The organism is Burkholderia crassaminum (genome assembly GCF_964265005.1).
Classification (GTDB): domain Bacteria; phylum Pseudomonadota; class Gammaproteobacteria; order Burkholderiales; family Burkholderiaceae; genus Burkholderia.
The window spans coordinates 300,633-313,451 of record NZ_OZ183800.1 but is presented as its reverse complement, the minus strand read 5'-3'; the positions used below and the strand labels follow the sequence as shown (position 1 = coordinate 313,451).

Sequence of the window (12,819 nt, the reverse complement as noted above, 5' to 3'; positions counted from 1 at the left end):
ATTGGGATAAATGCCTATAATCCGGCAACACAATTCAACGCCCCCGAACAATCCGAGGCTGCGTTTACCCACGAGGTAGCGCAGCCTTGTTGTTCCGGCGGCAAATTAGATTGCGGAGGTTGTGATGGACCGGCTTCAGGCCATGCAGGTGTTTACTCGCGTCGTCGATACAAGCAGCTTCACCAAGGCAGCAGAAACGCTCAGCTTGCCGCGGGCGTCCGTCACGACGATCATCCAGAATCTCGAAGCATTCCTCGGTGTGCGGCTGATGCACCGGACCACGCGCCGGCTGTCGCTCACGCCGGACGGCGCCGCGTACTACGAACGATGCGTGCGGATCCTCGCGGACGTCGAGGAAACCGAGGCGAGCTTCCAGGCGAACAACCGGAAGCCGCACGGAAAGTTGCGTATCGACATGCCGGGTTCGATCGGGCGGCTGCTCGTGATTCCGTCGCTGTGCGAATTCCATACGCGCTATCCGGACATCGACCTGCAGCTCGGCCTGTCCGACCGGCCGGTCGACCTGCTGCAGGAAGGTGTCGATTGCGTGATCCGCGTCGGCGCACTGCAGGACTCGTCGCTCGTCGCGCGCCGGGTCGGCCTGTTCGAATGCGTGACGGTCGCGTCGCCCGACTATCTCGCGCGCCACGGCGAGCCGAAGACGATCGACGACCTGAGCCAGCACAAGGCAGTCAACTACTTCTCGAGCCGCACCGGCCGCACGATCGACTGGACGTTCCTGACCGGCGGCGAGGAAGTCGAGATGAAGATGGAGGGCATCGTGTCGGTGAACGACGCGGATGCGTACGTGACCTGCGGAATCGAAGGCTTCGGGCTGATCCAGCCGCCGCTCTTCATGGTGCTGCCGCATCTGCGCGAAGGCCGGCTCAAGGAAGTGCTGCCCGGCGTCAAGCCGCTGCCGATGCCGATCTCCGTCGTGTATCCGCACAGCCGTCATCTGTCGCCGAAAGTGCGCGTATTCGTCGACTGGGTCGCCGAGGTGTTCGACCGTTGCCCGCTGCTGAGCGGCAAGGGCAGCCTCGACGCAACGTGCAGCAAGCGTACGTTCGAGGAAGCCGAACGCGCGCCGGTGCTCGACACGCCGGTCATCAACGAGTGGGTCGCGTAAGCGACTGAACCGCGCGGCTGAATTGCGCACCTGAACCAGACGCGCGGGCTGCGAGGCCCGCGCGTCGTCCCGCCTCCGCGCCACGCTCCCGCCCGGCGCGCCAGATCCTTCCCGAATCCGCAGCAAACCTTTGTGCAGTGCGACGCAATCGTTCGCATGCGTCGTCACGCGCCGCCGCCGCACCCTTGCGAGGCCCGCTGCAAGCGGGTTTGAGCGATTTCCGCATAACCCTGCCACGCGTGCGGATGTCGATTGTTCCACTGACACGACAATTCAATTCGCATCTGCCGCATTTATCGCGACGGAACAGATACCTAGAGTAAACCCTGTCGCGCACCTCGTTGCGCATCGAACAGATCCCGCTTGATGGGACCGGAGTAAGCGCCGAAGCGCCAACTCCGACTGCGCAAAGCATGGGATCTGAGTAAGCGCTGAAGCGCTAACTCATATCGACACAGGAGCTACACCATGAACCGCCGCCATCTTCTCTCCGCCCTCGCGCTTACGCTCGCCGTGTCCGCTCCGGCCTTCGCCGATTCGGGCACGCCGCACGCCGGCGACTACGGCAATACGTCGTGGTACTCGCAGCACTACGGCCCGCGCACGCGCGCCGAAGTGAACGCGGAAGTCGAGCAAGCACGCAAGGACGGCACGCTCGCCTACCTGCGCAAGGCAAATTCGTATCCGCAAGGGCTCGAACTGGCGCAAGGCCCGTATCGCTCGATGCCGGAAAGCAACCAGCTCGCCGGCGGAGGCCGGTAAACGCGCAACGCCGTGCAACGGGTTGCCCCGTGCACGGCGTCGCGATTCCCCTCTCGACGACTCGCCGAGTCATTCAGCTAGATAGTTAGTTGCAGGAGCACATGATGAACGATCAACTTCCTTCGCCGCTCGATCACTGGGACGACACCACGCCGGTGTGGACGCCGTTCCGTTCGGCCCCGCACGCGCATTGACCTCTCTGCCGCCGGGCCCTCATCCGGCGGCCGTCAACGACACGGCACGCCGTCGCGCCATTCGCTCCAGTGCGTGACGATGTCCTGCATGAGCGGGTTGCCGGCGTGATGATGGTTTCACGCGCTCGGCAGCGAGCAGATTTTCCCTTATCGCTTTGACGTGTCCGCGTCGAGCCGATGCTGCTGCCACGACATCCATCGCAGCGACACGATTCGTGACGTTGCCCGCCGGAAATCCAGCGACCAAGTCGTGCCAATACCCGACACGTCAATTGACACGGGGGCATTCATATGCCGGGTCATGCTGTGACGTAACACTCGACGGTCTAACGAGCGCACACAGCAAGTCCAGGCGGTTCGGTGCAACCGCCACGCAGGTTGAGCCTGTGAACGCACACCTCTTCGTTGCGAGAGGTTTGGGGACTTGCGCTCCTCCCGATTCACACTTCCCAAGATTTGTTCACCTCGTCAACGGCAATTTGGCGCGCTGACGGTCGACGCCTGATGCCTAGCATGAGCACTCCCAACAAGTTCCATGCGGAGAGTACCCATGACTACGTCGTCAGAGCCGGGTGTATCGCTCGGCGTGCCCACGATATGCCCGAACATGCCGGATTCGGAGTTCAGGAAACGAATACTTGAATTGCGAGACGAGGCGGTGACGATCACCGAGCAGCGCCGGAGGGATTTGGTTCGATGGAGCCCCGCCACTGAAGCTCGGGTTGTCGAGTGGTTCGGGTCGGCGCATTTCGATACGACACGAAGGCTGATATTGGGACTCGGCGCGCTGGCCAGCGTAATGGCTAGTCTCGGCCCACGAAACTTCGTCCGCATCGGCTCCGAGGCCGATCGCGCAACAGGATGTCTGCCGAACACGAAACATGTCGACGCCGAGGTCGCACACGTCTGTCGTCCGGACACGTCAACCCATACCATCGCCATCAATCTCCCTTTTTGCTCACTGCCCCAACGATCGGCCGGCAATCTCTCGTCGCAGCAACTGACGATCGTTCACGAATGCGCACATTTTGCAGACACATTCGATGCGGACGACCATCCCGGCGCATACGGGCGTTCGGCTTGCGCCCAGTTCGCGAGGCGTCATCCGGACAAGGCGATCAGCAATGCGGACAATATCGCCTGGTTCATTCTGGCGCGGTAGATCGGAGAACCCATGCGACATGCTTTCCCGACAATATTGAGCGCTGTCCTGTTACTCCCGATACAGGCGGATGCATGCAAGATCCTGCTGACCGATGGCATGCAACTGCCAATGAATTCATCCGAAATCAGCAATGCCGACAGGCTCTCGGTCGTCAGGCATTACCTGACGGCCAGGGAATGGACGCGCGAAGGTGCAACGGCATCGGTGGAGGCGGCGGCCTACGATTCGGAACACAACCCCATGCAACTGGCGCGGCAACGTGGGGACCGGATGAGGTCCTTTCTCGTGCAACTGGGCATGCTGCACGAAGACATCTACGTCAGCGAGCGCATCGTGTCTCGCAGGAACGGCAAGCTCGATCCCGACGATGCAAAGCAGCTTTGGGTTCAGTTCGTTCCCAAATGCCCGCCCGCCGGGTGCCAGAGTCTCTGCAATTCGCCTGCTACACCGGGCGTCGCCAGTTACGCACTGACACCCGAGACCCCCGGCCCCGCGCCCGGCTCGAATCGCTTTACGTGCAACGACAACAGGGAGCCCACGCCAGCGCGTTTCGCGACATCGGAGCACTGGACCGCTCGCACACGTAACCAGACCTTGTTTTTACGGGATGAATACAAGAAGCCGCTCGCACATATCTGCTATCGGATCAGCACCAGCGCAGCGCAATACATCGGAATGACGGATGAGCGCGGCCAGACCGCGACTGTGCAGCTATTGGGGCCTGAATATACGCGAATTGAACTCAAGCTCGCCCAGCCCACGCGGTGAGTCCCTGCGTCCGGCGCCCGGGGCCTGGGGTCGGGTTGCCCCGGGCGACACTGAATCGCCCGGAGCCCGACCACGCGCGATCAGTCGAGTGACTCCCGCGCGTCGCTACATCAACTCAGCGGCGCGGCACCCCATCGCGCCACTCGCCCCAGTGCGTCACGATGTCCTGCACGAGCGGGTTGCCCGCGCGATACAGGTTTTCGGTCGCCGGGGCGAAGCCGCCCTGGTCCGCGTAGTTCAGCAGGTTGTCGGCACTCGTCTGCCCCGCATACGGCCGGTCGAAATCGGACCCGGTGCGCAGCACCGCGACACGCGACAGGTCGACCCGCTTCACGCTCGCCGCACGCTTGAGCGCTTCATACGTCGCGTTGTCTTCCTGCGCGGTCATGCAGTAGGTGCCCTTGCCGTCGGTCAGGATCTTCGTCCACTGGCGCGCGCGCTCGCCGATCAGCGTACCCGAGAACCACGTGTTGCCTGATGACGTATCGCACTGGATCACCGTCGGCGGCCGGTTCGCCGGCGCATACGTGAACTTCGCGCGCGCGGCCTGCGCCTGTGCACTGTCGGCGAGCACGACGTTGCGCGACAGCGCGACAGCGGCGTCGGTCAGCTGCGGGTTGAGCTGGAACACTTCGGTGCGATAGTCGAGCGGCGGCTTGTCGTTCGGGCTCTTCGTATTGATGCCGAGAAAGCCGGTATTCCAGCCGGCCGGAATCTCGCGTGCATCGAGCTCCCACTGCAGGCTGAAATCGACGAGGTACTTCGACCACGCGGCCGAACCGACCGTGCCTTGCGCGGGATCAACACCCGCGATGCCGGAGATCAGGAAATACGTGCGGCGCAGATCGAAGCGCTGCGAGAACGTGAGCGCCATGATCGTCGCCGACGCGTTCGCGTAGCCCATGCCGGTCGTGACCACGCACACGTCCTGCTTGTTGCAATGAACGTTCGGGTAGTCGGGCGACAGGCCGGGCACGGCGATGTCGCGCCACGGGCCGATCCGGTCGAGCCATGCCTGGCCCTCCGGACCGAACATCGTGATGATCATGACCTTGACCGGGCGGCCCTGTGCACCGGTCTCGGCGAATGCATTGTTGCCCGCGTTGTTGCCCTGGTTGTCCTGCGCGATCGACGGCGCGGTCGCACAGGCTGCGAGCGAGAATGCAGCGGCGGAAAGAATGGAGCGAGTCAGCATCGGCGTTCCTTGTTTCGAGGATGTTGGGTGAGAACGGCTCTCGTAGACTGCGCGACGGAGTATAGAACGGGCGTGCCCGATGCGGAACCCGACTACGAAACGACGGCGGGTGCGGGTGCGCGCGGGAATCGCACAGGAAATGCCCTCCGCGCGCCGCGCATACCTTCAGGAATACTATCCGGTTGATCGACAACGATACGTCGATCGCACCTGCACGCTCGTCGCCCGGCAAACCGCTACAGCCGCGCCAGCCCCGCCACCCCGTAACCCAACACGACAAGCGCGGCGACCACATGGCTCGCCGCGAGCAGCCCCGGCGACTTCACGATACGGCCGATCACGCTGCCGCCGAATGCGAACACGAGCTGCCCCGCGAGACTGCCTGCAAACACGCACGCGGCACCGAGCAGCCAGTGCCGATGCGCGCCGGCGGCGGCCGTTGCATACCCGTAGAACAACAGGATCGTCAGCGGATTCGCCAGCGTGACGAAGAACATCGATGCAAACGGGCGACTGCCCGGCGGCCGCGCTTCGCCGTCGAGCGTGCGGCGGCGATCCCGCAGCGCCTGCCACAGCATCCGCGCCCCCATCGCGAGCAGCACGAGCGCGCCGACCAGGCGAAACCACGACAGGTGCGCCGCGAGCGTGCTCGCGAGCATCGCGCCGAGCGTGAACGCGACGACCGCATAGCAGCCGTCGGCCGTCGCGACACCCACCGCCGCGCGCACGCCGCTGGCGGTGCCGGCGCGCATCCCGTAGTTCGCGATCATCAGCGCGACGGGCCCGACCGACAGCGCGATCATCAGCCCGAACAGGAAATCGTTCATCGGTCGTCGATGCCTTCGATGGAAGGCATCGATTCTAGCGACCGCACAATAATCCGCTGTGGCGATTCGGCGTCACGCGACATCGACGCGCGCAGGCCCGTCCACCATCTCGCCGATCACGCCCGCGCGGTCGAAGCCGTCGGCACGGAAGCACGCGAGCACGTCGTCGACAGCCTCGGGCGCGCATGCGACCAACAGGCCGCCCGATGTCTGCGGATCGGTCAGCAGCGCCTGCGCGACGGGCGGCAGCGTGTCGGCCAGTTGCACGTCCGCGCCGTACGCGGCCCAGTTGCGGCCCGACGCGCCGGTGAACACGCCGTCGGCCACGAACGCCTCGACGCCCGTGAGCCACGGCAGCGACGCATAGTGCACGCGGGCGGTGAGGTGCGCGCCGCGTGCGAGCTCGAGCGTATGGCCGAGCAGGCCGAAGCCCGTGACGTCGGTCAGCGCGTGCACGCCCGGCAGCGCGGCGAGTTCGGTGCCCGGGCGGTTCAGCTTGGTGGCCGTCGCGACCATCTGCGCATAACCCGCGGCATCGAGCTGGTTCTTTTTCAGCGCGGCCGACAGCACGCCGACACCGAGCGGCTTGCCGAGCACGAGCACGTCGCCCGCACGCGCGGCCGCATTGCGCTTCACACGCGACGGATGCACGACGCCGATCGCCGCGAGCCCGTAGATCGGTTCGACCGAATCGATCGAATGGCCGCCCGCCACCGGAATGCCGGCGTCCGCGCACACCGATTCACCGCCGCGCAGCACGGCCGCGATCGTCTCGTGCGGCAGCACGTTGATCGGCATCCCGACCAGCGCGAGCGCGAGGATCGGCTTGCCGCCCATCGCATAGACGTCGGACAGCGCATTGGTGGCCGCGATGCGGCCGAAGTCGAACGGATCGTCGACGATCGGCATGAAGAAGTCGGTGGTCGCGACGATCGCCTGCTCGTCGTTGAGGCGGTAGACGGCCGCGTCGTCGGACGTCTCGGTACCGACCAGCAGATCAGGAAACAGCGCGGGCGGCGTCGCGCGCTTCAGCAGCTCGGACAGCACGCCCGGCGCAATCTTGCAGCCGCAGCCGCCGCCGTGCGACAGGCTCGTGAGGCGCGGAACGGCAGGCTGGGCTTGAGTGGCTTCGGTCATCGTCGGCATCCGGTGAATAACAACACGCCATTATCGACAATTCCGTGCGAGTGCGCCCGATACCCACATAATGACGGCGCGCTCCCCGCTCCCGCCGCCTTCCACACCTCCGTCCATGGACCACCTCTTCATCGGCCTCGTGCTGTGCTCCGCGTTGCTGCACGCCATCTGGAATGCCTTCCTCCACGTCAGCGAAGACCGGCTCGTCCAGCTCGGCACGATGTCGCTGCCCTATTTTGCGTTCGGCGTGGTCGGCGCCGCGCTGCTGCCCGCGCCGGCACCCGCCGCGTGGCCGTACATCGCCGCGTCGGCCGCGCTCGAGGTCGCGTACTGCTTCACGCTGGCGCGCGCATACCGCAGCGGTGAGTTCGGCCAGATCTATCCGATCGCGCGCGGGATCTCGCCGCTGCTCGTGTCGGTGCTCGCGCTCGCCTTCCTCCACGAACAGCCGACACCGTTCGGCTTCGCGGGCATCGCGCTCGTGTCGTTCGGCATCATGTCGCTCGCGCTGCGGCGCGGCTTCCGGTTCTCCGGCGAAGGCGTGCCGTTTGCGCTGCTCACGGGTGTGTTCATCGCCGCATATTCGATCTGCGACGGCATCGGCTCACGCGCATCCGGCAGTGCGCTCGGCTACATCGCATGGGTGTACGTGCTGTGGAGCGTGCCGCAGTTCGTGCTGGTCTGCGCGGTGCGTGGCGGCCCGCGCGCGGTACTCGGCTCGCGCACCGCACTCACGCAGGGCGCGATCGCGGGCACGATCTCGCTCGCCGCGTACGGGATCGTGATCCTCGCGTACCGGTACCTGCCGGTCGGGACGGTGTCGGCGCTGCGCGAAACGAGCTCGATCTTCGCGGTCGCGATCGGCTGGCTCGTGATGCGCGAGCGGCCCGGCGCGCAGCGGCTCGCCGCGTGTGCGCTGGTGGTCGCGGGCGCGGCGCTGATCCGCCTCTAGGCGGCGCGCCCGGCCCGCGGCCTGCCGCCGTGTCAGAACTTGTGGCGGATGCCCGTCACCGCGACGATCTGCGTGCGTGTGCTCGACGGATTCGAGATCCCTTCGATCGCGGCCACCGTGTTCGATGAAGCGCGCTGGTAGAACGCGTTCACGTAGACATCGGTGCGCTTCGACAGGAAATACTGCGCGCCGACGCTCGTCTGCAGGTAGTGCGAGCTCGGCTTCGGCCCCTGCGACGCGAGCACCTGCGTATAGGTTTCGCCAAGCGCGAACTGGAGCGCGGGCGTCATCAGGTAGCGCACGCTGCCTTCGTAGTTGTTGAAGCGCATCGCGCCGCCCGTCTGCAGGTTGAACAGCGAGCTCGTGTACAGCAGCCCGAACGTCGCGGCGCCCCATGCATACGCACCGCCCGCGCCCCAGATCTGCTGGCGCGTCACGCCCTTGATGAACGTGTAGTAGTTGTCGGACGCCGCCGCGCCGGTCGTGTCGAGCGCCGGATGATCGACACGCACGTACGCCGCGCCGAGTTGCAGCGGCCCGTTCTCGTAGCTCGTACCGATGCTCCACACGCGGTTCTGCGAGAACGACGTCGAATTCGAGAAGCCGTACAGGCCGACCGCGCGCAGCCCGTACCACGTGGGCGTCTGGTACTGCACCGAGTTGTTGGTGCGGAACGTGTTGTTCAGGTCGTCGGTGTCGAACGGATGCAGCGCGTACTGCGTGAGCGCGGTGGTCGCGCCGATCTGCAGCGGCTCCAGCACTTCCTGCGCCGCGTTGTACTGGCGGCCCATCGTCAGCGTGCCCCAGCGGTCGTTTTCCAGCCCGACGTACGCCCGGCGCCCGAACAGCCGGCCGCCCTGGCTCGCGGCGCCGCTCTCGATGTTGAAGCCGTTCTCGAGCCGGAACACCGCGCGCGTACCGCCGCCGAGTTCCTCCTTGCCGAGCAGCCCGAAGCGCGTGCCCTGCTCGTTGCCGCCGGTCGCCTGCCACGCAGCGTGGCCGTTCTGGTTGTTCGTGTACGTGATCCCCGAATCGACCACGCCGTACAGCGTCACGCTCGATTGCGCCTGTGCATGCGTCGCGCCTGTCGCCATTGCGATACCCGCCAGCGCGACCGTCATCCCTTTCCGCTTCATCTCCGACCCCTTTTTGTCGATTGAATATGGGGAGCGATTTATCTCGCCCTTAACGTGTTTTATTGAATAAAACATCGTCTTATTCATTGTCGAATTCGGCGATTTGAAGCGTCAAGCGATGCCAAAAATCGCACGCGGGAGTCAAATACCCCTGAATCGCAACGCGTTTCGAGGAACGAAACAAGCCCAATAACCACGGGCATGACAGACCGATCGCGACGCGTAATCCCGGTATCGCAAAAAGCCCTTGACCGCGATTTTCAGTCGTTGTGAAATATTGATACGCTGTTTTAATGATTAAAACAAACGAACGAGACGCTCCAAGAAACTAGGTAAAGAACCTGATCCCCATGCTGACGTTTAATTGCAACAACGCGACTGCCGGCGCATCGCCCTCGCATTTCGTCGCGACGCCGACGGTGCCGGCCCTGCCGATCGTCGTCGACTCGCCGCACAGCGGCATCGCCTATCCGCCGGACTTCGCCACCGTCGCGCCCGACGACGCGATCCGCACGACCTGGGACGCGTACATCGACGAACTGTGGGCCGGCGCCCCCGCGCGCGGCGCCACGCTGCTCGGCGCGACGTTTCCGCGCGCGTACATCGATCCGAACCGCGCGGAAACCGACATCGACGCGACGCTGCTCGCCGAGCCGTGGCCCGAGCCGCTCGCGCCGCAGCCGTATACGCAGCGCGGGATGGGGCTGATCCGGCGCGACGCGTTGCCCGGCGTGCCGCTGTACGACCGCAAGCTGTCGCTCGCGGAAGTGCGTCACCGGATCGACGCGTACTACCTGCCGTACCGCCGCGCGCTCGCCGGCATCGCCGAGCCGCTGCATGCCACGCACGGTGCGCTGTGGCACATCGACTGCCATTCGATGAAGTCGCGCGGCAACGCGATGAACGTCGACGCGGGTGCGTTGCGGCCGGACGTCGTCGTCAGCGACCGCCGCGGCACGACCGCCAATCCGGCCTTCACCGCGTGGACCGCGCAATGGTTCGTCGATGCCGGCTATCGCGTACAGGTCAACGACCCGTACCAGGGCGGCGATCTGCTGACCGCGCTCGCCGATCCCGCCCGGCAACGCCACAGCATCCAGATCGAATTCAATCGCGCGCTGTACATGGACGAGGCCGCGTTCGCGAAACACGCGGGCTTCGCCACGCTGAAGCGCTCGGTCGACGCGTATCTCGACGCGCTCGCCGATTACGTCCGTGCGCGCATCGCGCCGCAGGGAGAGACAGCATGACGACCTACATCGTCGACGCCGTCGACAGCGCGCTGAAGCTGCTGACCTACGTGGCCGAGCATCCGCACCTCGGCGTGACCGAGCTGGCGTCGCAACTCGGCATCAACAAGTCGCGCACGTACCGGATGCTGTGCACGCTCGAACTGCACCGCTTCGTCGTGCAGGACCCGCGCACGTCCACCTATGCGCTCGGCCCGCAGGCGTTCGTGATCGGCGTGGCCGCATCGCAGCAGAACGCGCTCGTGCGCGCCGCGCACCGGCACATGCTCGCGCTCAACCAGGCGATCAACGAGACCATCGTGCTGCGCGTGCGCGAAGGGCTCGAATCGGTGTGCGTCGCGCGTTGCGAAACCACGCACGCGGTGCGTACCGTCGGCGCGGTCGGCAACCGCCGGCCGATCAATTTCGGCGCATCGGGCAAGGTGCTGCTCGCGTTCGCGCCGGATGCCGTGCGCGACGAATATCTCGCGCAACTGCGCCGCAACGGCCAGGCCGACGACCCGGCGAAGCTCGCCGCCGAACTCGACGCGGTCGCGCGCAAGGGCTACGCGGTGAGCAGCGGCGAGGTGACGCCAGGTGCGGTCGGGATCGCGGTGCCGGTGCCCGACCTGACGGGCGCGACGGTCGCGTCGGTCAGCGTGACGGGGCCCGAGGTGCGCGTGAGCCATGCCGACATTCCCGACTATCTCGAACGCCTGCAGGCGTGCAGCCTCGCCATTTCCGCCGAACTCGGCTACGTCCCGGCGCGCGCCGCGCTGCAACCGGCCTGACGGCCCGCTTCTTCTTCGACGAGGATCCGATGTCCGCTTCTTCCCCGAACCCGGCCGGCGCGCCCGGCGCCGACACCGCCGCACGTGCGGCCGACGATCCCGCGGCGCCTGCCGCTCACGCGCCGCATCCGCACGGCAAGATGCTGCACCCCGTCGTGATGATGTTGTGGGTGCTCGCCGCCGCGATCGCACTCACGTGGCTCGTCGACTCGGGCCAGTTCGCCCGCAACGGCCGGCTCGTCGTACCCGGCACCTATCACGTGGTACCGAAGACGACTGCGCTCACGACGCTCGTTGCGCCGGCCGTCAGCCACAGCACGTCCGCGCAGGCGCTGCCGGCAAGCCTCGTCTCCGCGTTCGTCGCGGTGCCGCAAGGGCTGCTGAAGAACGCGCCACTGATCGTGATGGTGATGTTCGTCGGCGGGATGTTCGGCGTGATGCGCCGCACGGGTGTCGTCGATGCCGGCATCGACCGGCTGCTGCAACTCACCGGCAACAATGCGTACCTGCTGACGCCGCTGCTGATGATCCTGATCGGGCTCGGCAGCACGCTGCTCGGCTTCATCTCCGAGTATCTCGTGATCATTCCGATGGTGGTCGTGATCGCGCGGCGCCTGGGGCTCTCCGACCTGTTCGCGGTCGCGCTCGTCGCGCTCGCCGCGAAGATCGGCTATATCGCGTCGGTCACGAACCCGCTCGCGCTCGCCGTCGCACAGCCGCTCGTCGGCGTGCCGCTGTTCAGCGGCGTTGCGCTGCGCGCGGCCATATTCGTCGTATTCCTGACGATCGGCATCCTGTACCTGCTGCGCTACGTGCGCAACACCGGCTATCGGGCCGGGCAGACCGCGGCGGGCCACGCCGCGCACGCGGCCGCGAAGCTGTCATTGCGCCACAAGGCGACGCTGCTGGTGTTCGCCGCGGCCGTCGCGATGCTGATCTACGGCACGCGCGAACTGAAATGGGGCAACGTCGAACTCGCAGCGTTCTACGCGGCCGTGAGCATCGCGACGGCCGTCATCGGCCGGCTCGATTCGCGCAGCGCGGCCGATGCGTTCGTCGACGGGATGAAGAACATGATGCTCGCCGCACTGCTGATGGGGCTCGCCGCTTCCGTCGAACTGCTGCTGCAGAACAGCCTCGTGCTCGACACGCTGATCCATTTCTTCACGCGGCTCGCGGACGGGCAATCGCCGGTGTGGGTCGCGAACGGGCTGATGGGTGTGCAGATGGTGCTCGACGTCTTCATTCCGTCGGTGTCGGGCAAGGCCGCGGTCAGCATGCCGATCATCGGGCCGATCGCGCAACTCTCCGGCGTGAGCGGGCAGACGTCGGTGCTCGCGTTCGTGCTCGGCGGCGGGCTGACGAATCTCGTCACGCCGACGTCCGGGATGCTGCTCGCGTATCTGGCAACGGCGCGCGTCGATTTCGGCGCGTGGATCCGCTTCGTGCTGCCGCTGTTCCTGACGCTGCTCGCGCTGTCGTGCGTCGTGCTGACGTTCGCGGTGTGGATCGGGTATTGAGGTTCGCGACAGGG

The 12,819-nt window shown here is 65.8% G+C and carries 12 protein-coding genes; 8 read left to right on the top strand and 4 right to left on the bottom strand.

What is annotated here, in order from left to right:
* The first annotated feature begins 124 nt into the window (after nt 1-124).
* From ceoR to ACPTTF_RS18560, 4 genes are all read left to right on the top strand, one after another.
* The gene (ceoR, locus tag ACPTTF_RS18575) at nt 125-1,129 is read left to right on the top strand and encodes a putative multidrug efflux transcriptional regulator CeoR (protein WP_166956464.1); all 1,005 of its coding nucleotides are present in this window, start codon (nt 125-127) and stop codon (nt 1,127-1,129) included.
* Between the two features lie 468 nt (nt 1,130-1,597).
* A complete protein-coding gene (locus ACPTTF_RS18570; RefSeq protein ID WP_166956461.1) occupies nt 1,598-1,891 on the top strand; it encodes a DUF4148 domain-containing protein in 294 nt (97 codons plus the stop codon).
* 744 nt (nt 1,892-2,635) lie between these two features.
* Nucleotides 2,636-3,247: a M35 family metallo-endopeptidase gene (locus tag ACPTTF_RS18565; RefSeq protein ID WP_423367690.1), complete on the top strand. Its 612-nt coding sequence runs from the start codon at nt 2,636-2,638 to the stop codon at nt 3,245-3,247.
* Between the two features lie 12 nt (nt 3,248-3,259).
* Nucleotides 3,260-4,018 carry a hypothetical protein gene (locus tag ACPTTF_RS18560; RefSeq protein ID WP_423367689.1) on the top strand — a complete coding sequence of 253 codons (759 nt, stop codon included), beginning with the start codon at nt 3,260-3,262 and terminating at the stop codon, nt 4,016-4,018.
* A 115-nt stretch (nt 4,019-4,133) separates the two neighbouring features.
* On the opposite strand, the gene ACPTTF_RS18555 is transcribed toward ACPTTF_RS18560, so the two are convergent.
* From ACPTTF_RS18555 to selD, 3 genes are all read right to left on the bottom strand, one after another.
* On the bottom strand, nt 4,134-5,213 hold the full coding sequence (locus ACPTTF_RS18555) for a purine-nucleoside phosphorylase (RefSeq protein WP_423367688.1): 1,080 nt from the start codon (nt 5,211-5,213) through the stop codon (nt 4,134-4,136).
* A gap of 236 nt (nt 5,214-5,449) precedes the next feature.
* A complete protein-coding gene (locus tag ACPTTF_RS18550; protein ID WP_423367687.1) occupies nt 5,450-6,040 on the bottom strand; it encodes a LysE family translocator in 591 nt (196 codons plus the stop codon).
* 72 nt (nt 6,041-6,112) lie between these two features.
* Nucleotides 6,113-7,177, bottom strand: a complete 1,065-nt coding sequence (selD, locus tag ACPTTF_RS18545; protein WP_423367686.1) for a selenide, water dikinase SelD — start codon at nt 7,175-7,177, stop codon at nt 6,113-6,115.
* Between the two features lie 115 nt (nt 7,178-7,292).
* Between selD and ACPTTF_RS18540 the strand changes: the two genes are divergently transcribed.
* Nucleotides 7,293-8,129 carry a DMT family transporter gene (locus tag ACPTTF_RS18540; RefSeq protein ID WP_166956444.1) on the top strand — a complete coding sequence of 279 codons (837 nt, stop codon included), beginning with the start codon at nt 7,293-7,295 and terminating at the stop codon, nt 8,127-8,129.
* A 32-nt stretch (nt 8,130-8,161) separates the two neighbouring features.
* Here ACPTTF_RS18540 and ACPTTF_RS18535 read toward each other — a convergent pair whose 3' ends face one another.
* Nucleotides 8,162-9,265: a porin gene (locus ACPTTF_RS18535; protein ID WP_423367685.1), complete on the bottom strand. Its 1,104-nt coding sequence runs from the start codon at nt 9,263-9,265 to the stop codon at nt 8,162-8,164.
* A gap of 350 nt (nt 9,266-9,615) precedes the next feature.
* Here ACPTTF_RS18535 and ACPTTF_RS18530 point away from each other — a divergent pair, with 350 nt between their 5' ends.
* The 3 genes from ACPTTF_RS18530 to ACPTTF_RS18520 are packed head-to-tail and all read left to right on the top strand — an operon-like array spanning nt 9,616 to nt 12,805.
* Nucleotides 9,616-10,515: an N-formylglutamate amidohydrolase gene (locus ACPTTF_RS18530; protein ID WP_423367684.1), complete on the top strand. Its 900-nt coding sequence runs from the start codon at nt 9,616-9,618 to the stop codon at nt 10,513-10,515.
* The gene (locus ACPTTF_RS18525; RefSeq protein ID WP_423367683.1) at nt 10,512-11,285 is read left to right on the top strand and encodes an IclR family transcriptional regulator; all 774 of its coding nucleotides are present in this window, start codon (nt 10,512-10,514) and stop codon (nt 11,283-11,285) included. The genes ACPTTF_RS18530 and ACPTTF_RS18525 overlap by 4 nt, the downstream gene beginning before the upstream one ends.
* A 29-nt stretch (nt 11,286-11,314) precedes the next feature.
* Nucleotides 11,315-12,805, top strand: coding sequence for an SLC13 family permease (locus ACPTTF_RS18520; protein WP_423367682.1), 1,491 nt, complete (start codon nt 11,315-11,317; stop codon nt 12,803-12,805).
* Nucleotides 12,806-12,819: the final 14 nt, after the last annotated feature.